17 protein-coding genes and 1 pseudogene are annotated in these 21,272 nt (G+C 31.6%); 8 read left to right on the top strand and 10 right to left on the bottom strand.

Annotated features, from left to right (window positions below):
- Positions 1-6: 6 nt before the first annotated feature.
- A complete protein-coding gene (locus tag HMPREF2576_RS04775) occupies positions 7-474 on the bottom strand; it encodes a YehR family lipoprotein (RefSeq protein WP_002456663.1) in 468 nt (155 codons plus the stop codon).
- 183 nt (positions 475-657) lie between these two features.
- Between HMPREF2576_RS04775 and HMPREF2576_RS04770 the strand changes: the two genes are divergently transcribed.
- A complete protein-coding gene (locus HMPREF2576_RS04770) occupies positions 658-1,734 on the top strand; it encodes a M42 family metallopeptidase (RefSeq protein WP_002456664.1) in 1,077 nt (358 codons plus the stop codon).
- A 16-nt stretch (positions 1,735-1,750) separates the two neighbouring features.
- Positions 1,751-1,939 carry a hypothetical protein gene (locus HMPREF2576_RS04765; RefSeq protein ID WP_002456665.1) on the top strand — a complete coding sequence of 63 codons (189 nt, stop codon included), beginning with the start codon at positions 1,751-1,753 and terminating at the stop codon, positions 1,937-1,939.
- 162 nt (positions 1,940-2,101) lie between these two features.
- Here HMPREF2576_RS04765 and HMPREF2576_RS04760 read toward each other — a convergent pair whose 3' ends face one another.
- Positions 2,102-2,920 carry an SDR family oxidoreductase gene (locus tag HMPREF2576_RS04760; protein WP_002438224.1) on the bottom strand — a complete coding sequence of 273 codons (819 nt, stop codon included), beginning with the start codon at positions 2,918-2,920 and terminating at the stop codon, positions 2,102-2,104.
- 312 nt (positions 2,921-3,232) lie between these two features.
- Between HMPREF2576_RS04760 and ppx the strand changes: the two genes are divergently transcribed.
- Together ppx and HMPREF2576_RS04750 are read left to right on the top strand one after the other, a co-directional pair.
- Positions 3,233-4,765: an exopolyphosphatase gene (ppx, locus tag HMPREF2576_RS04755; protein ID WP_002456666.1), complete on the top strand. Its 1,533-nt coding sequence runs from the start codon at positions 3,233-3,235 to the stop codon at positions 4,763-4,765.
- A 62-nt stretch (positions 4,766-4,827) separates the two neighbouring features.
- A complete protein-coding gene (locus HMPREF2576_RS04750; protein WP_002456043.1) occupies positions 4,828-6,993 on the top strand; it encodes an RNA degradosome polyphosphate kinase in 2,166 nt (721 codons plus the stop codon).
- A gap of 166 nt (positions 6,994-7,159) precedes the next feature.
- On the opposite strand, the gene HMPREF2576_RS04745 is transcribed toward HMPREF2576_RS04750, so the two are convergent.
- Complete coding sequence (locus HMPREF2576_RS04745; protein ID WP_002438217.1) at positions 7,160-8,416, bottom strand: acetylornithine deacetylase; 1,257 nt, start codon at positions 8,414-8,416, stop codon at positions 7,160-7,162.
- Positions 8,417-8,504: 88 nt separating this feature from the next.
- Positions 8,505-9,197 carry an SDR family oxidoreductase gene (locus HMPREF2576_RS04740; protein ID WP_070856488.1) on the bottom strand — a complete coding sequence of 231 codons (693 nt, stop codon included), beginning with the start codon at positions 9,195-9,197 and terminating at the stop codon, positions 8,505-8,507.
- Between the two features lie 212 nt (positions 9,198-9,409).
- Here HMPREF2576_RS04740 and HMPREF2576_RS04735 point away from each other — a divergent pair, with 212 nt between their 5' ends.
- Positions 9,410-9,706, top strand: a complete 297-nt coding sequence (locus tag HMPREF2576_RS04735) for a DUF1413 domain-containing protein (RefSeq protein WP_070856489.1) — start codon at positions 9,410-9,412, stop codon at positions 9,704-9,706.
- A 282-nt stretch (positions 9,707-9,988) separates the two neighbouring features.
- Here the strand turns inward: HMPREF2576_RS04735 and HMPREF2576_RS04730 are convergent, their stop codons facing one another.
- The 4 genes and pseudogenes from HMPREF2576_RS04730 to HMPREF2576_RS04715 all read right to left on the bottom strand — a co-directional run.
- On the bottom strand, positions 9,989-10,180 hold the full coding sequence (locus HMPREF2576_RS04730) for a hypothetical protein (protein WP_001831457.1): 192 nt from the start codon (positions 10,178-10,180) through the stop codon (positions 9,989-9,991).
- A 151-nt stretch (positions 10,181-10,331) separates the two neighbouring features.
- A complete protein-coding gene (locus HMPREF2576_RS04725; RefSeq protein WP_070856491.1) occupies positions 10,332-13,190 on the bottom strand; it encodes a DUF3427 domain-containing protein in 2,859 nt (952 codons plus the stop codon).
- A 1-nt stretch (position 13,191) separates the two neighbouring features.
- Positions 13,192-13,584: a (deoxy)nucleoside triphosphate pyrophosphohydrolase gene (locus HMPREF2576_RS04720; protein WP_001831500.1), complete on the bottom strand. Its 393-nt coding sequence runs from the start codon at positions 13,582-13,584 to the stop codon at positions 13,192-13,194.
- 272 nt (positions 13,585-13,856) lie between these two features.
- Positions 13,857-14,636: pseudogene (locus HMPREF2576_RS04715) on the bottom strand (glycosyltransferase); the annotation flags it as partial.
- Between the two features lie 127 nt (positions 14,637-14,763).
- On the opposite strand from HMPREF2576_RS04715, the gene HMPREF2576_RS12455 reads away from it, so the two are divergent.
- From HMPREF2576_RS12455 to HMPREF2576_RS04705, 3 genes are all read left to right on the top strand, one after another.
- Entirely contained in the window at positions 14,764-15,306 is a 543-nt protein-coding gene (locus tag HMPREF2576_RS12455) for a glycosyltransferase family 2 protein (RefSeq protein ID WP_256313858.1), read from the top strand.
- 243 nt (positions 15,307-15,549) lie between these two features.
- A complete protein-coding gene (locus HMPREF2576_RS12450) occupies positions 15,550-16,662 on the top strand; it encodes a DUF5776 domain-containing protein (RefSeq protein ID WP_256313857.1) in 1,113 nt (370 codons plus the stop codon).
- A 258-nt stretch (positions 16,663-16,920) separates the two neighbouring features.
- Entirely contained in the window at positions 16,921-18,561 is a 1,641-nt protein-coding gene (locus HMPREF2576_RS04705; protein WP_070856494.1) for a phospho-sugar mutase, read from the top strand.
- Positions 18,562-18,774: 213 nt separating this feature from the next.
- Here the strand turns inward: HMPREF2576_RS04705 and galU are convergent, their stop codons facing one another.
- Together galU and HMPREF2576_RS04695 are read right to left on the bottom strand one after the other, a co-directional pair.
- The gene (gene galU / locus HMPREF2576_RS04700; protein WP_002476339.1) at positions 18,775-19,641 is read right to left on the bottom strand and encodes a UTP--glucose-1-phosphate uridylyltransferase GalU; all 867 of its coding nucleotides are present in this window, start codon (positions 19,639-19,641) and stop codon (positions 18,775-18,777) included.
- 248 nt (positions 19,642-19,889) lie between these two features.
- The gene (locus tag HMPREF2576_RS04695; RefSeq protein ID WP_070856495.1) at positions 19,890-21,248 is read right to left on the bottom strand and encodes a gluconate:H+ symporter; all 1,359 of its coding nucleotides are present in this window, start codon (positions 21,246-21,248) and stop codon (positions 19,890-19,892) included.
- Between the last annotated feature and the right edge of the window lie 24 nt (positions 21,249-21,272).

Below are 21,272 nucleotides of genomic sequence, written 5' to 3'. Positions count from 1 at the left end.
TTCAATTTAATTATCTTCATTCATTTTACTTTTATCTTTTAAACCATTACGTTTGAGTTGTTTAACAACCCTATCCACACTCACATGGTCACCTTTTTTGGCATCTGATGATATGAAACCTAAATTTTTCTTAAGCTGATCTATATCCGCATCTTTATAATCAATATCGATATGTTCGATGGCTTTTCGATCTTTAAAATCAGCTTTATATGTAACCCCGTCTATCCCTTTGAATGCTTGTTCATCATTTTTAAACATTTGTTTAGCTTCATCTTTATCGATGCCTAAATCATCATATTTAATTGTTGCTATAGTAGATTGTTTGAGAACTTCATCATCTTTGTATGTCAAAGATGTAATCACTTGCTTTCCGTTGACTTCGCCTTCATAAGTTTTTGTGCGTTCTTTCCCACATGCCGAAAGAGATACAGCACTTATAACTAATACTACTAAAAGCGATATGACTTTTTTCATAGTAGTCGCCTTCTCTCATCTTTAATCATGTTAATTATATCATCTTTAATTTGAATATGTTACTTATATGAAGATAAATATCTTTTTATTTCGAAAATTTAAACATCTATAAACATGGTATTCAGAATTTCACTACTTAGAATGTTATACTACTCTTAAAGACTTATTAATGGAGGAATGACTATGCCAGAATCTAAAGCGTTACTTAAATCTTTAACAGATGTTAATGGTATTTCTGGACATGAAATGCAAGTTAAATCTTTAATGAAAGATTATTTAACACCTGTGAGCGATGATATCGTTGAAGACCAATTAGGTGGTATTTTTGGTAAAAAGAATGCTACTCATGGAACTAAATCTTTAATGATTTCTGGCCATTTAGATGAAATTGGCTTTATCGTTACACAAATTGATGAACAAGGATACATTTATTTCACGCCAATTGGTGGATGGTGGAATCAAGTCATGTTATCTCAAAAAGTGACGATTACTACTGAAAGTGGCAAAGAGATACGTGGAATTATTGGTTCTAAACCTCCACACGCCCTCTCGTCGGAAGAACGCAAAAAACCAGTTGATATTAAAAATATGTACATCGATATTGGTGTGCGTAATAAAGAAGAAGCGAAAGAAGCGGGAATCGAATTAGGTAATATGATTACACCTTATAGCGAATTTGAATCATTAGCGAATGATAAATACTTAACTGCTAAAGCTTTTGATAATCGCTATGGATGTGCACTCGCTGTTGAAGTACTTCAACAACTAAAAGATGAAAACATAGACATCAATTTATATGCCGGTGCAACTGTACAAGAAGAAGTAGGTTTACGTGGTGCTAAAGTTGCAGCAAATTTGATTAAACCTGATTTAGCAATTGCGGTGGACGTCGGGGTTGCATACGATGTTCCAGGTATGACGAGTGAAAAAAATGAAGGTAAGTTGGGCGATGGTCCATTAGCAATATTGATGGATGCCACTAGTATCGCTCACGATGGTTTGCGCAAACATATTAAAGACGTTGCTGAGCATCATAATATTCCAGTACAGTGGGCAACAACACCTGGTGGTGGTACAGATGCAGGTAGCATTCATGTAGCCAATGAAGGTATCCCAACGATTACAATCGGCGTGCCATTAAGATATATGCACTCTAATGTATCTGTGCTCAACATTGATGATTATACAAATTCAGTGCGCTTAATTACTGAGATTGTTCGATCATTAAATGATGACAGTTATCAAGCACTTATGTGGTAAATGAAGGAGGCGTATCATGTTTTCTACTGGTAATAAAGCTAAAAAGACTATATTTGGAGCTATGACTTGTTCAAAATGTGGTAAGACACTCAATAATGATGAAAATATTACCATCAAAATCAATACTAAAGAATTAAAAGGTTATACTCACTTATCAAGTTGGGCTGATGCACAGTATAAATTGTGTGAAAACTGCTCAGAATAAGCATTACCAGAGCACAAATGAATTAAGTTAACATTCATATGAGAATTTACTACCACATCTCAATAACAAAAATTAAATTTATTTCATTGATTACCTGACAATATATTAAAACATGCCTGAGACAAGAAATGATGTCTTAGGCATGCATTATTTTCTATAATTTTATTTAGTAGAGTTTTTCCAACTTTCATCACTTAACATTTCTCCAGGCCATGTATAAGCCATAACGCCACCATCTATACGAATAGTTTCACCAGTTATAAATGAACTATCATCGGAAGCTAAAAATGCTACAAGTTTCCCGACTTCATCCGGTGTTCCTAGTCGACCTAATGGTGTTACCCATTTTTGATTTTCTCGGAATGTTTGTCCGGCTTCTTCATCTGATGTACCTGCTAAATTATCAACAAGTGGTGTTTCGATTGTTCCAGGTGCTATGGCATTAGCACGAATATTTTCACGTCCGTATTCTATAGCGATAGATTTTGTGAAATTAATGACACCGCCCTTTGCAGCATTATACCCTGAACGGTATAAATCGGCAGCTTGTCCAGAGAATGAAGCTGTATTAATAATAGAACCACCTTGTTTCATCATTAAAGGTAATAAAAATTTAGTTACTAAAAACGTTCCTCTCATATCAACAGCCATAATTTTATCAAACACTTCAACTGGATACTCATGAATACGTCCGGCGCCATTATCTACACCCGCATTATTAAAAATAACATCTACATGTCCAAATTCTTGTGCTATTTTTTCTGAGAATTGTTTGACTTGTTTATCATCTGAAATGTCTACGCGATATGCAGTTGCTTTCCCACCATTATCATTAATAGACTGCACAGTTTCTTCTAATTGATCTGATATATCAAGCGCTAACACATGTGCTCCTTCTATTGCTAACGCCACGGCTGATGCTTGTCCAATACCAGTACTCGCACCGGTAATCACTGCGATTTTGTTTTCTAAACGTTCCATCCAAAGTCACTCTCCTATCACTTATGCATACTTAATATAATTAAGTATCATATTAGTTTTAGTTTTCCACGATGTGAATCACCTTAAACAGTGATAAGAATAAGACGGAAAACCTATTATTTTTTAGGGAGTCAATACACTTCCGAAAACCACTTAACTTCTAATATTAATTTTTAAATATAATTACTTATCAATCATCTTAAATATTTCAGAAAAATTAACTGTAAGTTCTTTTCAATTTATCTATATCATGTACAATAAAATTAAATAGGGATTATTTTAAACGCATTGTTTCAATAATAGGAGGCAAACATGGAAGAAAGAATTGGTTTGATAGACATTGGTTCCAACACGATTCGACTTGTTATATTTGGCTACAATAAAAAAACTGGGCTCAATGAAATACTGAATATAAAAACACCTGCACGATTAAGTCAATATCTCACTAAGTCCAATGAAATGAATGATGAAGGTATTCATGTTTTAAAAGAGACATTAAGCAGTTTTAGAAAAGTTGCGGATAAATTTAACGTTGATGCATTATATCCCATCGCAACAGCTGCTATCCGTCAATCAAAAAATCGTGAAGCTATCATTAAAGAAATTAAACAAGATATTCATATCGAAATTCAAATTGTACCTGAAGAAGATGAAGCATTTTACGGTTACTATGCGATTACACATACTACTGATATTGAAAATGGAATTTCTGTCGATATCGGGGGCGGTTCTACCGAAGTTACCCTTTTCAAAGACAAGCAACTTAAAGAGGCTCATAGCTTTCCATTCGGCGTGGTATCACTTAAGCGTCAGTTTTTTGGTGATAAAGCACACAATGACAAAACAGCCATTAAAAATATGGAACAGTTTTTACGTGAGCAATTTAGTCAGTTAGACTGGCTATCCAACCAACATATTGCGCTTGTAGGAGTAGGTGGTTCTGCACGTAATGTTGCACGCATTCATCAATCAGCACATGCATACCCTATCGGTGGCGTTCATAACTATAAGATGACTTCGAAAGATATTAACAATGTTTATGATTTAATCCGTAAAAGTTCTCGCGATGAACTTACAAATTTAGACGGTTTAAGCCGCGATCGCGTCGATATTATTCTGCCAGCTATCTCCGTCTTTAAAACACTTTTCAAAAAAATTGACGCCACACAATTCACCTTCTCAAGAAAAGGAATTCGTGAAGGATTTATTATGAACCACATCAGCAAACGATATCCTGATGAGTTTAATAAAAGTAACGTACGTAAAGATGCATTACGTCATTTAGCGAATGAATATCATATTGAAGAAACGAGTGCTAATCGTCGTGTAAAATTAGCTCAATCCTTATTGAATCAAATTATAAGTGAACGATCACTTAATATTTCAGCAATGGAAAAAGAATTATTTATTGAAGGTTCCTACATTTATTACCTAGGTAGTTTCATTGATTCAGACTCAAGTTCACCACATACGTATTACTTAATCGCAAATTCAATGATTAACGGCTTTTCACATAAAGATCGTGTGAAATTAGCTTTGTTAGCTAGTTTTAAAAACAAATCTTTACTTAAATTTTATTGCAAAGAAACACAGTGGTTTAGTAATAAAGAAATAGATACAATACAAGCTTTAGGGGGGATTATTAAATTTGCAAACACCTTGAATATCTCACATACTAGTTTTGTAGAGGAAGTTAAACTAAAAGCAAAGAAAGATGACAAATACGATTTATTAGTTTATTACAAAGGTTCACCTATTGCAGAAGAATACCAAGCAAATCGTCAGAAAAAGCATATTGAAAAAATTTTAAAAGGTAAGGTTTCTATTATATTTACAAAATCTTAAAATTATTATGATATTTTAGATTGGTGCATAATAAAGATAAATTAATGAGGTGTATGTATAGTATGCAAACTCGATTGGGAGAAAAAGATATTAATTTACCGCAGTATTACAACAATAGGGAGTTAAGTTGGCTAGATTTTAACTATAGGGTATTACAAGAATCATATGATAAAAATAATCCGTTGCTTGAAAAACTTAATTTTATTTCTATCTTCAGTTCAAATTTAGATGAATTCTTTATGGTTCGAGTGGCTGGGTTAAAAGACCAAGTCAAAATGGGATATGACAAACCTGAAAATAAAGCACAAATGACGCCTCAAGAACAACTTGATGCTATTAAAATTAAAAATACAGACTATGTGAACACTCAATATCAACGTTATAACGAATTAATTAAAGAATTAGCCAATTACGATATTGAGATGGTAAAACCTGAAGACTTATCAGATGCATTGATAGAAAAATTAGAACAAGAGTTCAAGTTAAGTGTCTTGCCGACACTCACTCCGTTAGGTATTGATGCGTATCATCCATTTCCAAAGTTAAATAATAAAAGTTTAAATATTTTTGTTGATATCGATACGGAAGATGCCATTAATTCAGCTATCGTTCAAATTCCTTCATTAATTCCACGCTTTTTAACTTTAAATGAGGGTACAAAACAATACGTTGTCATGGTAGAAGATGTGATTACGTATTTCATCAATTATTTATTTACAGGATACGAAGTACTAAATACTTTTACTTTCCGAATCACACGTAATGCAGATTTAACCATTCATGAAGATGGCGCTGAGGACTTGCTTATAGAAATTGAACGTTTCTTAAAAGAACGTAAGAGTGGTTCGGCTGTACGTTTAGAATTAGATTGTCGCACTTCTGAAAAAGAGAATGTAGAATGGTTAATCAATCAATTAGAAATTGAAGATAATGATATTTATTATTTAGATGGTCCACTTGATTTAACATTCTTATTTGGATTGGTTGATCATCTATCTCATAAGCTCAAATATTTAACGTATGAGAAATATACTCCTCAACCACCTAGATCATTAGGCAACAAGAATATCTATCAATTATCATTAGAAAGAGATATATTCTTCCACCATCCGTATGAATCATTTGAACCAATAGTTGACTTTATTCGACAAGCAGCAGATGACCCAAATACAATCGCTATCAAACAAACCTTGTATCGAGTGAGTAAGGATTCGCCGATTATTAACAGCTTAAAAGAAGCTGCTGAAAACGGCAAGCAAGTAACGGTGCTCGTAGAATTAAAAGCACGCTTTGATGAAGAAAATAACGTACATTGGGCACGTATGCTAGAAGATGCTGGCTGTCACGTTATTTATGGTATGACACATCTAAAAACGCATAGTAAAATTGCGCTAGTCGTTAAACGCATCAACAATGAACTTACGTCATTTGTTCATTTAGGCACAGGTAACTATAATGATAAAACTGCTAAATTATACACAGATATGGGTATCATTACGACAAATAAAGATATCGCTGAGGATGCAATTAACTTCTTTAATTACTTGAGTGGTTACTCAACAAAACCAGAATACAATAAATTGATTGTAGCACCATACGATATTCGAGACGTCTTCATTGATCGTATCGATAAAGAGATACGTAGTCATTTACAACATGGTAATGGTAAAATTATGATGAAAATGAACTCTTTAACCGATAAAACGATTATCGAAAAGCTCTTCGAAGCATCCCAAGCAGGCGTTAAAATACAACTCATCATTCGTGGTATATGTTGTCTTAAACCAGGCATTCCAGGTATTAGCGAAAATATAGAGGTTGTTAGTATAGTGGGTCGTTTGCTTGAACATTCACGTATTTACTACTTCCATAATAATAGTGAGGCGCATATTTATTTATCTTCAGCTGACGTTATGACACGTAATATGATTAAACGTGTCGAAATATTGTTCCCTGTTGAAGATAAATCAATAGGACAACGATTAGTTAACTATATGAATTTACAATTATCTGACAACCAAAAAGGTCGTTACCAAGATGCACAAGGCCTTTATCATTATGTCGAAAACAATTCATCTCCTTTAAACTCTCAATCTTACTTGATGCAAGAAGCAATTAAGTATGGAGAAGAACTAAAAAAACAATCGGTACAACCTTCTGGACAACCTGTTCATTCTAGACGTGGCGGTAGTTGGATGCGAAAATTAAAAAACACATTTAAAAGATAAACTCACCTTGACAATTGTATTTTATATGAAATGAACACGAAATTAATAAATATCTTTTTATAAATATACAACTTGTTATTTTTTATAATAATTAAGAGGTACAGAACACATCACTTTAACTCAACATTTTGTGAGTATAAAAGTCGTTCTTGTACCTCTTTTTTATCTATGATGATTTATAGGATTGTGGGTGTTCATACCATTCTTTTAAAAATGTATATAAAACATCACTATATTGAGCTAATTCCTTTGCTTTTATTTTCTCATCTACACTATGTGCCTCTTCTAAACTACCTGGCCCATATAATATCGTGGGAATGCCAAAATGTGCTGTCCAACCTCCATCAGTTACAGTTGTACTCATACCATGTTCAAGCTTTTTATTATGAATATGTTCATGTGCTTCTTCTAATTGCTTAAAACCTGGATGATGTGTCGGAACAGTGAAACTTGGGAAAATTTCTCCTTTATCCTCAATCATGGATGTACCACCCCATTCAAATTCAAGTGGATTCTCTCTGAGCCATACATCTGCTTCTGCAACCTTATTTAAATATCGCTCTATTTCATTAACTACAGATTCATAACTTTCGTTCGGTAAGTAATGAACAGTAATCCATAATCGACATTCATCTGCAATAAATGCAGGGTGACGTCCACCTTCTATGACAGCTGGGTTAATTGTATTCGCACCTGGAGGCATTCCAGGACTCTTCTTCATGACACCCCAATGCCTTTCAAGTTCATTAAGCGATTGAATCACCTTTGTCATTTTTTCAATGGCACTTGCACCAAACAAGCCCCCACCAGCATGTATCGTTTGACTACGCGCACCATCATGTATTGTATTTTTACTTTTAACTGTAATCCATCCGGTAATCACGCCACCTTGCCCAAGTGCTTGATTCTCACTCGTATCTAAGACAAGGGCTAAGTCACCTTTAGGTCCTATTTCACATGCACGTTTAGTTCCTGCTTCACCTACTTCTTCACCGACTACTGATTGAACAATAATATCACCTTCTGGACGTTGCCCCGCTTGATGTAATTGCTCCAAGACGTAGAATAATGAAGACATACCACCTTTCATATCGCTAACGCCACGACCGTATAACCATTCATCTTTGTTGGTAAGTTTAAAAGGTGGATACTGCCAATATTGATCGTCATCTACAGAAGCTACATCAACATGTCCATTCAATATCAGTTTTGGCGCTTTAGGATTGTGCCCTTTTAAGGTGGCTACTATCACACTATCATTGTCATATAACTGTTCTCTCTGTATTGAAAAATCCAGTTGTTTAAGTAACGTTTCGATTTCATCTTGCAATGGATCTGTATTACGTCCAGGTGGACTTTCAGTATTAAATCTCACTAGCATATCTAAAATTTCAAATTGACGTTTATCCAATTGATATCCCATCCTTTGTGTAAAGTGGTTGAATTCAAACGTAACAATTTAAGTGTAACATGAAACAAAAATGCTATTTTAAATAGAGAAATGTCATCATTTAAACAGGTCTTATCGTTACTTCATTAACATTAACGTGACTATGTTGTGTTAAAGCATATACTACAGCATCAGCAATATTCTGAGCTTCAAGTTTTTTGCGTTCCCCAAAATCAGTACCTTCCGTCATAGGGGTATCAACCATTCCTGGTGAAATACTAGTCACTTTAACACCTGTACGTGCTAATTCCTTTTCAAGAGACTGTGTGATTGCATGTATTGCTGCTTTTGTCGCACCATAAACGGCGTTCGTCTTTGTTGGTTCAAATCCTGATACTGATGCAAGATTGATGATATGCCCACTAGATTGTTTTAACAAATAAGGCAATGTTGCTTGTAAAACATGGAGTGTACCTTTAATATTTACATCTATCATAGTATCCCACTGCTCAACATTATAGTCTGTAATCTTAGATGATAAACTTTGACCTGCGCTATTCACAACAATATCGATATGACCAAAATGGTCTATTACAGCTTTTAACATATCATCTATGTTCGATTTTACAGTGACATCCGCTGAAACAACTTTAGCCGGGGTATTTAATTGCTGGGCTATTTCGTTTAAGCGTTGTTCGTTACGACCAACCAGAACTATTGATGCACCTTGTTGACTTAACTTTTTGGCAATCGCCTCTCCTATACCGCTACTCGCACCTGTAACGACTGCAACTTTCTCTTTAACTTTTGCCATACATCATTACTCCTTATCATAGAATTATTTTGAACATCTTTATCATAACGTTTTGTTAGAGAATAGGACATTAATGTGATTTAGAAATCAACTTTAAACAAAAGAATCAAACATATATTTAATTATAAAAATCATTTTATATTTAGTCATTTTTAATTATAAAGAAAACATAGTAACTAAAGAATAAAAGTCAAACTTTAGGAGAAACAGTACTGTCGTTTTATGAACGGGTATTAAAACTAGGTGAAAATAATCATCGTACTGCTTTTGAATTTCGTTTTGAAGAGTTATTTTCAAATGAAGAATGGTGCGCATTATCGCTAGCAGAACGTCAGAAACAAGAAAAAGCTTTTAGATGCGAAGTGAACAAGCGAGAGTATATACGTATGCCATTTTCACGTGAAAACGATGCTAAAAATAAGTTGTTTAATATTGTTTATGCTTACAATGCCGTAAAAAACTTTAAACAGGCTAAAGACTCTAGAAATCGTAGAAGTCGAAACCTTTAATAATTATCAAGACAGCTTACATTGTGATGATTAAAATATGTTTGGAAATGAAATATTTGATGTAATCATAGGATATTTCGTATGAGACAATATGACACATTAAAATTAATGTAAATCATCGTTGAATCACAGATCAAAAATGAAGACCATAACTCACAGGGGTAGTAAGTTACGGTCTCCTAACACATTAATTTAGATTTTAGGGGTATATAGAGTGTCAATTTTGCCCTCAATTACTCTTTGAGAGCAAGCGAGTTCAACATTGTGGGAGTTCGTTAAAAATCAACTTGTAACGAGGGCTTTGCGCTCTAAACTATAATAATATAATCTTTCAGCATCAATATACGGGATAGAATCAATCGTCAAATATCCATCTTTAATGTCTCCAACCAACCCTTGGTTAACGCCTGTGTTTACATAGATGTCATAACTACTTACATCGGAGAAGATTAATTCTTCTATAGCATTTCTCATAGTCATCACCTCAATAATTTACTCTTTCCTTACACTTCATATACTACATCATTTTATGTAAATTAAAAGCATTTTGTGATACATTTCACAAAAGTATCACTTATTTTTATTAATAATCAAAATTCAATAAATAATAATTTAGTATAAGTAATTAAGTGATGTATCTATAAATATCATCTCGAATGGACGTATTCATTGATAGATGCATAGTTACCACGCTATTTCCATTAGGCATATAATCTTGCTTCTCAGTTCCTTTAATATATTTGGCTTTACCTAAATAGTAGAAATATTTCCCTTCATCATCTCTTTTTTTCACAAATATATACATATCTGTATTACTTTCTTCATGCTTTAAAATATTTTGTACTTCTGGTGAAGTTAATTTACGATTGGACCGCGTGTACCATTTCAATTCGTCTTGGCTCAAAAATTCATCGTCGTACTTAGTATTATCACTGATATTCTCATGTTTATCATAAGTGATAAATAAAGGAAGTGTACGATGTTTCATACGATAACCATTGATTGTTCCAGATTCATCTTTATCCCAGTTTAATAACTTAACAAAATCTTCCCTAGAATATTTGTTATATAGAATTAAACTGTTTTTCTTATTTTGATATCTGTCATTATTATAATTAGCAAGATCAATTAAATCATGAATAAATGTGTTAAATAGTGGTTTATTTAAAGCCTCTTTAAATTCATTTGCTAGACAAATAAGATTATCCTTATATTGTATTAAAGGTAATCCGTAAGTTTTACCTATAGTCTTTTTGAAAAAAGTAAAATCTAAAATGCTTAATGAAGTGTTAATATCATATTCCGAAATATCGTTATTAATGTTTAACATTTTTTTTGTTAAATTTTCATAAGTTACGTCATTTTGTATAATTTCTTTCAATACATCAATATCTACTTTTTTAAGTCCAGGTGTTAATTGTCTTGATAAAAATGTTAAATTTTTAAATTCATTAATACTTAATTCATTCTCAATAATTTTATTTTTTATTAAAAACTCATAATAATTTTTAAAACGTGAGAAAATCACACTTGGATCAATCGAATCGTTATTTATAAAGTCCATAAGTAAAGGTAATTTACCTATACGGTCTTTTACATTGTTAAAAGCTTCTTTAATTAATTTTGGTTGATTTAATTTAACAGAATCTAGTGAATTATAAATTTTATTTTTAGCTACTTCTTCAAAATTTATTGTTGAAACACCGTTTAAAACCGTAGTATCTGTTAAGAATTTTCTGTAATTATCCTTATTTTGAGATTTATTTCCAGATAAGGCTATTGGGATCATATAGTTAGTTTTATAATTACCGATAAAATCAATAACAGTAACAAATTCTTTATTAGTACTTTTTCTTAATCCTCTACCAAGCTGTTGAATAAATATAATACTTGATTTAGTAGGTCTTAACATTACAACTTGATTTATTTCAGGAATATCAATTCCTTCGTTAAACAAATCTACAGTAATTATATAATTAATAGATCCTTCTTTTAGTTGTTGAATTGTTTCAGCTCTATAAGCTATAGAATCTTTTCCTGTCAAACCAACCGATGATATACCACGTTTACTTAATTGGTTTGCTAATTGATACGCCTCACCCCTACTACTAACAAATATTAAACCCTTTAAAACGTCACCTGAATAACCATAATAATTAGTCTTTTTTATGATGTGTTCAACACGTTCATTAGATGCTAAATATTTTAGATTAAATGCATCTTCTTGACTCATTTCATTTTGAATATAATCTGTAACTCCAAAATAATGAAAAGGACATAAAATATTACTCTCTAAAGCCTCTTGTAAACGAATTTCATAAGCAATATTATAATTAAACAATTCAAAAATATTTAATTCATCAGTTCTTTCTGGTGTTGCAGTCATTCCTAGCAAAAAGTTAGGTTTAAAATAATTAAATATTTTCTGATAACTAGATGCAGCAATTCGATGAGCCTCGTCAAAAACGATGTAGTCAAAATGATTAGAGTTAAACAATTTATAATTTTCCTTTTTAGAAAGTGTTTGAATTGTTGCAAAAAGGAATTTAGCATCATGATCCTTTCGTTTTCCTGTTAATAATCCAAAATTACTTTCATCCTCATATGGAAATACTTTCTTAAATTCTTCTATAGCTCTATTTAATATACCTTCATTATGAACAATAAATAGAAATTTATCTGGAGAATAAGCTCTTACATCAAGTGCGCATAAAATAGTTTTTCCAGTCCCTGTCGCAGATATAATTAACCCCTTTTCTTCTCCCACATTTCTCAAAGACTCTAATGACTTTAATGCGTGTTCTTGCATTAAATTGGGTTTTATAAGTTTTGATTCATTAAACGTTTTAATATCTGAATTTTGAACAACAGTGTTATCAAATACTTTTTGCAATGTTTGATATTCAAAAGACTGTTTATATTCATTTATCCATTCATTAGTTAAAGAAAAGCTAGAATCCCAAAGTTCATCAAATTTATATTTAATATTGTTAACAAGATCTCCATTTTTATGAGTAGATAAAAATAAATTATGTTCATAATTCAATTTCAATGCATTAGAAGTTAAATTCGAACTCCCTATAATAAAAGAAGTGTGGTTATGATGTTCAAATATGTACCCCTTAGCATGGAACCCCTCAATGTTTGTTAATTTAACCTCTACATTCTCTAATTTCAATAATTCCTCAAACATTTTCGGACTATTAAAACCTAAGTAATTTGATGTTATTATCCTTCCTTTTACGCCTTTCTTACTTAAATCATAAAAATGTGATTTTAGACTTGCTAAACCACTCTCGGTTATAAATGCAACCGAAATACAAAATGATTGGCAATTATGCAGCTGATCTATAATAGTAGAAAGTACATTTTCTTCTTTGTTATTTACTAGTAATCTTGGAACAAAATTGCCTTTATGGGAACTATCTTTATCTATAAATCCCTTATATAAAGATTGCTTAATATCTTGTATCAAATTACTCAATCTAATTCTCCTCTATTATACGTCTTACAGCAGGTATGTCTGCTGGAGCCCATTCTAATTTATCTAGTTCATTTTTTCCTACCCATTTTATTTCCTTATGTTCAGTTAAAGTTGGTTTTTTATTGTTAAGTTCACACTTATAGGTTGTTAAGTTAACTATTCCAAAATCATACTCATAAGTTGTGGTTGTTACCTTATCACCAACAATTAAATCACATTTCATTTCTTCTTTAATTTCTCTTATTAATGCGTCTTTTTCGGTTTCCCCATTTTCTATTTTTCCACCTGGAAACTCCCATTTTAAAGGTAAACTCATATTTTCGCTTCTTTGCGCACATAGTATTTTGTTATCAGAATATATAATAGCACCTACTACATTAATTTCCTTTTTCAATTTCATCACCTTCATACCTTAATAAATTTATTTTAATTTTAACAAATGTATATGCGTTTATACATCCAAACTACTGCTAAAAATGCTCTGTTTATGTATATAAAATTTATTCTTTAAACAAGTCGTGGTTTACATACTTAATATATTAGATGAGTTAAAATATCATTTATATAGATAATTCATTGTTATTAAACGTATTTTATTTATGTATAAAAAAGGTATTCAGATCATCTAAACCATCTGAATACCTAAAATTTTCAATTCATATATAATTACTTTACTCTCTCAAACAACTTCTGATAGTTATTCTTTGCTTGTTCATACTTTAATGTTTCTTTTGTTTTAACATGTTTGAGTGGATTTTTAATTATTTTATCCATATAGGCTGCGAATGCTTCAATGTTATCTGGCTCAACAAGATAGCCATTTTTACCGTGCTCTATGATTTCACCAGGACCGTATCTTACGTCGTAAGCAATGACTGGGCAACCTACTTCAATACTTTCCATAACGGTTAAACCAAAACCTTCGTATTCACTGGTTAATAGTGAGGCTTTAGATTTTTTAAACTCTTCAAGAGGATGCTTGGTAAAATCATTTAAATCAACTTTATCTTCAATTTGATATTCTTTAACTAAATCTAGTATGACTTGTTTTTGATTTTGTTCATCTGCACCATAAATAGCTAATTTCGTTTGATGTCCATATTTTAAGAATTGATTATAAGATTTGATTAAATGATCCACTTGTTTCTGTTTGCCTAGTCTACCAATAAATACGAATCTATCCTCTTTGTCATGAGTATCTTGTTGTCCATAGCTTTTAATAAAGTGAGGTACAATCGATATTTTTTCATCGCTAATACCATATGCATGTTGTATATCGTCTTTTTGCATATGTGTGAGCAAGAGGTATTGAGCTACTTTATCAGAATTTTCCAGTGCAATTTTGTATGAAGATTTAATATTATCGCCATCGATGTGGCTATTATGAAATACAAGCACATTTTTTGTGTTCATACAATTATTTAAAAGTGGTTTATCTAGAAATTTCTAAAATCTTTAAGTTATAATAATATTATCTTCTAAATATAATAATTTAGGTAAGATATTAAAAAACACCTATTTGATGTATTAAGATAAGTTATGATCGTATATAATAAAAAAACCAGTTAATTTTTTGGGAGGAATTAAAATTACTAAACTTATATCTATAATTATACCTGTTTATAATAAAGAACTCTTTATTGACAAATGTGTACAATCATTAATTGATTTAGATATCGACAAAAATCAAATAGAAGCTATTTTTGTCGATGATTTATCTTCTGATAATTCACTCAGAATAATCGAAAATTACGCTCAAAAGTATGAATTTATAAAATGTATACAACTTAGTCAAAATTCTGGAGATCCTTCAACACCTAGAAATGTTGGTATTAAAAATGCTAAAGGTGAATTTATTACTTTACTAGACGCAGATGATTGGCTTGATCCTATAGGATTACCAAAACTTGTTAAACAAATGATTCAACATAATTCAGATATCGGATTTGGTCAGTGTTATAAACACACAGATAATAATATTAAAAAAATCGCAACTTTTTCTTCTTATCAAATTGCAAATGGTCTTATTCCATATGAAATACCCAAAATTTTTAGAGCAGTAGGACCACCAGGAAAAGTTTTCAAAAAATCTACAGTAGTTGATAATAATATATAATTCAAAAAAATGAAATTTGGAGAGGACAAATTATTTTTTGCAGAACTAATTAGTAAAAGTAAAAGTGCATCAATGTCTTCACATGCTACATATCATGTGAATCGTTACTCTGAAAATGTATCATTAGTAAAATCAACTACTGTAATCGAAAAATCTGAAATTAATTTAAAGGTATTAGAATGTGTTCTTCAATTAAATATAACGGATTTAGCAAAAAAGCACGTGTTAAGTCGTATTATTGAAATGGATTTTATGAGTCGTTTCTTAGTTACAAAAACATTTTTAAAATCTAATAACAAAGAATATTTTTATAATCAATTTTCAAAAATGGAAAATATTATATTCGAAGCGGGCTATGACGTTAAATCGTTGCTTACTATAGATAAATATAAAAATTTATATCAATTATTTCACTCTAATAGAACATTGGTAAACGAATATGTGCACTACCTTTTATTTGATTTAGATAAAAATAAATTCATAAAAAATAATGTTGTGTATTATGAACCGAAAGAAAAATTTATTAATCTAATTCCTTTGTACTCAATTTGTACACCTGTTTATAGTGGTACAAAAATGATTGATAATCATTTATATGAATGTATTAAGTTATTTAAAAAACCGAAAATAAAAATTAATGACGTTAAGTTAGTTGAAATTAATAACGCTACACAGTCAACTCATATTGACTATAAACTTTTGGATGATTATATTTATATCAAAACCAGTGATTTAACTTTCGGTGAAAAAGATTTTAATATTGAAGTTCAGTTTAATGATTATAACTCAGAACTAGTCTTCGCTACTTATCCTAATCATAATTCTATAGTTGAATTGAAAAGGCAAAATTTTAAATTAGAATTTAAAAATCCTAAAAATAAAAATTTAAAGTCAAATTCTACTAAAACAAAGTATATATCAAAAAATCCGAAACAAGTATTAATTAAAAAGAATATAAAAAAATACTCTGATACAGACTTTAAAATAGCACAAAGTTCTATTAGAAAGGGAAGCCTAATCAACATTATTGGTATAGATCATTCAACAAAGGGGACTCCTAGATTGATTACTGACGATCAATATTTTATCACGGCAAATACAGATTTTGTTTCTCCTTCTATTAATATAAATAAAGAAGGGTATATTTGTGACACTCCCAAAAAAATCAAAGTATTAAAAAAATGTAAATTGTACCATGACGTTTCATTTAAAAATGATCATTTAGGTACTTTAAAACCGGGTGATGAAATTAATATAATAGATATTGCTTATACAAAAAATCTAACACCACGTTTAAAAACAAAAGATGGTTATTTTATAACTGCTAATAAAAAATTCATTGAAGTTTTAAATTAATGGAAACACTCGTGCACTCAGATTATTTTTTAACTGAGTGTATTTTTAATTTTAAAGTATTAAATTATTGTATACAGGCTTATGTTTAAATTGTAAAGTTGTAAATATAGATACAATTTTTATCTAGAACTTTGATATTACTAAATGATAATAAGTTATTTACACAGTATAAATAAATTGAAAAACTCTAATTTTTTAGACTTGACTCAAAATAAAAATGGAAACATGATATACTTTAAAAAAGAGGTAATACTAAAAATGATAGATAATTGGATAGATGTATTAGATGAAAGTTTAGTCAAAGATTTTTATAATAATCAAACTTCCGAAGAGCAACAAGAAGGACTTGATACTACACTGTCTTTTGGCACGGCTGGTATTAGAGGGAAATTCGGTTTAGGCGAAGGCCGATTAAATAAGTTCACCGTATCTAAAGTAGCGTTAGGCTTTGCCCATTATTTAACATCAAGTATCGCGCATCCTGTCGTCGTCATACATTATGACACAAGACACTTATCACCTGATTTTGCTCAAATTATCGCTAATATTCTAGCAAGTCTTGATATTAAAGTTTATCTTGCTGATACATACAGAACAACACCTGATTTATCATTTGCAGTCAGATACTTACAGGCGGATGCGGGTATTATGATTACAGCTAGCCATAATCCTAAAGATTATAATGGAATCAAAGTGTATGGAGAAGATGGTGCTCAATTATCAACCGACGATTCCGCACGACTAAGCACATATATCGATAAGTTAGGTCATCCGCTTCATATTAATTTACCTAGTTTAACTACTGAACAACAAACATTAATTCATTCAGTCCCGAGCGAAGTTAGAGAAGATTATTTCAAAAACGTACAAGACTTAGTTGGAACGATTCCACAGTCTGATTTAAAAGTTGTCTTTACAAGCTTGCATGGTACGAGTGTGCCAGTTGTACCTGACATCTTATCTTCTCTTAACTTTAATCAATTTGAGTTAGTTGCATCACAATGTGAACCTGATTCAGATTTCAGCTCTGTAGTCAGTGCAAATCCAGAGGATCATAAAGCGTTTGATCAATCGATAGAACTTGCTAATCATATTGATGCTGATTTACTTATTGGCACAGATCCCGATGCAGACCGTTTAGGAATAGTTGAACGTGATGCTGAAGGTAACATCCACTATTACAACGGAAATCAGATTGGTGCACTTTTGTTAAATTATCGTATCAAACAAACAGAAGGATTACCTAACAGAATTATGTTCCAATCAATTGTAAGTGGTGGCTTAGCTAAATCTCTTGCTCAATATCATAATGTCAATTTCAAAGAAGTTTTGACAGGTTTTAAATATATCGCAGCTGAAATAAGACATCTGTCTCCTGAACAAAACTTTATTTTTGGCTACGAGGAAAGTTATGGCTTCTTAGCCCGTCCTTTCGTGAGAGATAAAGATGCGATTCAAATTGTGCCATTAATGATTAAGTATGCAGCTGAATTAAAAAACAAAGGACGCATGCTTAAAGATGAATTAGAAGACATTACTCGAAATGTCGGTAACTTTAATGACAAGCTTTTCTCACATACATTTGAAGGTACTCAAGGCAAGGCAAAAATCGAAAATATTATGACTCAATTCAGAAGTGAAACACCTTCGGAAATGTGTGGTCTTAAAGTCATTGCAATCGAAGATTTTGAAACAGGTAAAAAGACTGACTTACAAAATGATGAAGTCAGCGATATAACTTTACCTAAATCGAATGTAATAAAGATATACTTTAATGAAGGATTTATTGCTTTGCGTCCTTCTGGTACAGAGCCTAAAATTAAACTTTATGTATCACTTTCTTGTGACCATTTTAACGTAGTTGCACAAAAAATGAATGATGCTATATTTAACTCTTAAGTAGAATAAGGTGGAAATGTATTCTCTTTGCAATCTTGAAATCGAAATAGAATTAAAATAGTTAGTAGAATTTCTAGGTGGTACTCTCGATATTGGGGACCATCCTTTCTAGTAATCAAAACTTGATGACAGTGAATACTCAATCCAATCATCCACTATAAATACGTAAAATGCCTAGGACAAAATAGTTGTCCCAGGCATTTTTTTTTGAATTTAAATATCTAGTTGTTTAATGAATGCTTTTAAGTCTTGACTCATTTCTGGATCTTTTAAAGCATATTCAATCGTTGTTTTAACAAATCCTAATTTTTCTCCAACATCATAACGATTACCCTCAAAATCATATGCATACACTTGTTGTTTGCTATTCATTCGTTCAATCGCATCAGTTAATTGAATTTCATTTCCAGCACCTTCTTGTTGTGTTTCAAGATAATCAAAAATTTCTGGTGTTAATACATAACGACCCATGATTGCTAAATTAGACGGGGCAGTACCTTGTTTCGGCTTTTCTACAAATTGACGTACTTCATATCGACTTCCCTCTTTAGCAGAAGGATCAATCACACCATAGCGATGTGTATCAGATTCTGGCACTTCTTGAACACCTATTACTGAATGGCCTGTTTCTTCATAAACATCCATTAATTGTTTAATAGCTGGTGTATCAGACTCTACAATGTCATCTCCTAATAACACTGCAAATGGTTCGTTACCTATAAACTGTTTTGCAGTATGAATTGCATGTCCTAGCCCTTTTTGTTCTTTTTGTCGCACGTAAAAAATATTAGCTAAATCTGTTGAATATTGTACTTTTTCAAGTAAATCTGCTTTTCCTTTACTTTCAAGTACTATCTCTAGTTCTTTTTGATTGTCAAAGTGATCCTCAATTGCACGTTTATGCTTGCCAGTCACTATAATAATATCTTCTATTCCTGCATTAAAAGCTTCTTCTACAATATATTGAATTGTTGGTTTATCTAATATTGGTAACATTTCTTTTGGCATCGCCTTAGTTGCTGGTAAAAAACGAGTACCTAAACCAGCAGCTGGTATGATTGCTTTTTTTATGTTTTTCAACGTATAAACTCCTTTAACAACCTAAGTTTTTGACTACTTAATAAAGTGTATCACTATTTAAAATGCTTTCATAGTAGTGTTTTTTCACCACAATCTTTTTCAATATTAACATTAACTTAATCAAGAATTGAGTTAGAAATTAAAAATACTCGAATAGAAATTAACTTTGTTTTAAATATATCGGTGACAGACATCTACTGAAAAACACTCGCTATATTTTTAAAATGAGAGCTTCAGGAATTTTTTCTCTATACAAATAAACTGATAAATAAAATAAATAAAATACCAGATACTGAAATAATTGTCTCTAATAACGACCATGTTAAAAATGTTTCTTTGACTGTCAGCCCGAAATATTCTTTAAACATCCAGAATCCAGCATCATTGACGTGAGAGAGAATTACGCTACCTGCACCTATTGCAAGAACGACCAAAGCTACATTAACATCTGAATGTTCTAAAAGTGGTAACACAATGCCTGTTGTTGATACGGCAGCAACTGTAGCTGATCCTAATGAAATCCTTAAGACTGCAGCTACAATCCATGCTAATAAAATGGGCGACATGATTGTTCCTTCAAACATCTTAGCGATTGTATCACCTACGCCACCATCGATGAGCACTTGTTTAAATGTACCACCACCACCGATGATGAGTAACATCATGCCGATTGGATAAATAGCATGCGTAACTGATTTCATAATGTCTTCCATTTTCCGTTGTTGCTTCATTCCCATTGTAAAGATTGCAAATATCACTGCGATAAGCATTGCAGTACCAGCAGTTCCTATGAAGTAAACAATTTGTTCGAATACATTTGTTGCTTCTTCGTGTCCTGTAATCAGTTGCACAATTGTAGAAATCAACATAAGAATAACAGGTAAAATAGCAGTCAATAAACTTATTCCGAAACCAGGCATCTCTTCTTCTTTAAATTCCTTTTGAGTACCTAAAGAAGAAATATCCCCTTCTCTCGTATAGGCTGTTGGAACCATCTTTTGTGCAAATCGATTAAAGATTGGACCTGCAATAAGTGTTACAGGGATAGCAATAATCATACCATATAACAAAACTTCACCTATATTTGCTTTAAGCTCCTTAGCGATGACAACGGGTCCAGGATGTGGTGGTAAGAATCCGTGTGTAACAGATAACGCTGTGACCATTGGTAGTCCCAATTTTAATATTGATACATTTGCGCGTTTAGCTACTGTAAATACGAGTGGTATTAATAGTACAAGACCTACTTCAAAAAATAGCGCAATACCAACGATAAATGCTGCTATCAACATAGCCCATTGAACATGTTTCTGACCAAACTTTGCAATAAGTGTATCAGCAATACGTGTTGCGCCACCACCGTCGGCTAATAATTTACCTAATATCGCACCTAAGCCAAAGATTAAAGCAATATGACCTAACGTACTACCCATACCATTTTCAATGGTTTCCATAATTTTGTTAAGTGGCATACCTAATAATAACGCCGTTATCATTGAGGTAATGATTAATGAAATAAACGTATTAAGCTTCAATCCAATAATTAATGTTAATAAGATAATAATTCCTAATACAACACTGATGAGTGGCCAAATCTCTCCAAACATCGCATTCCCCTTCTTTCTCTCGTT

It is taken from the genome of Staphylococcus sp. HMSC063F05, from assembly GCF_001837075.1.
Taxonomy (GTDB): domain Bacteria; phylum Bacillota; class Bacilli; order Staphylococcales; family Staphylococcaceae; genus Staphylococcus; species Staphylococcus epidermidis.
This window is presented reverse-complemented; position numbering and strand designations above follow the sequence as displayed.

Excerpts from the sequence above, each read along its gene's own strand:
- HMPREF2576_RS04775 (WP_002456663.1), bottom strand. The coding sequence starts at position 474 with ATGAAAAAAGTCATATCGCTTTTAGTAGTATTAGTTATAAGTGCTGTA.
- HMPREF2576_RS04770 (WP_002456664.1), top strand. The coding sequence starts at position 658 with ATGCCAGAATCTAAAGCGTTACTTAAATCTTTAACAGATGTTAATGGT.
- HMPREF2576_RS04765 (WP_002456665.1), top strand. The coding sequence starts at position 1,751 with ATGTTTTCTACTGGTAATAAAGCTAAAAAGACTATATTTGGAGCTATG.
- HMPREF2576_RS04760 (WP_002438224.1), bottom strand. The coding sequence starts at position 2,920 with ATGGAACGTTTAGAAAACAAAATCGCAGTGATTACCGGTGCGAGTACT.
- ppx (WP_002456666.1), top strand. The coding sequence starts at position 3,233 with ATGGAAGAAAGAATTGGTTTGATAGACATTGGTTCCAACACGATTCGA.
- HMPREF2576_RS04750 (WP_002456043.1), top strand. The coding sequence starts at position 4,828 with ATGCAAACTCGATTGGGAGAAAAAGATATTAATTTACCGCAGTATTAC.
- HMPREF2576_RS04745 (WP_002438217.1), bottom strand. The coding sequence starts at position 8,416 with ATGGGATATCAATTGGATAAACGTCAATTTGAAATTTTAGATATGCTA.
- HMPREF2576_RS04740 (WP_070856488.1), bottom strand. The coding sequence starts at position 9,197 with ATGGCAAAAGTTAAAGAGAAAGTTGCAGTCGTTACAGGTGCGAGTAGC.
- HMPREF2576_RS04730 (WP_001831457.1), bottom strand. The coding sequence starts at position 10,180 with ATGAGAAATGCTATAGAAGAATTAATCTTCTCCGATGTAAGTAGTTAT.
- HMPREF2576_RS12450 (WP_256313857.1), top strand. The coding sequence starts at position 15,550 with ATGGATTTTATGAGTCGTTTCTTAGTTACAAAAACATTTTTAAAATCT.
- HMPREF2576_RS04705 (WP_070856494.1), top strand. The coding sequence starts at position 16,921 with ATGATAGATAATTGGATAGATGTATTAGATGAAAGTTTAGTCAAAGAT.
- HMPREF2576_RS04695 (WP_070856495.1), bottom strand. The coding sequence starts at position 21,248 with ATGTTTGGAGAGATTTGGCCACTCATCAGTGTTGTATTAGGAATTATT.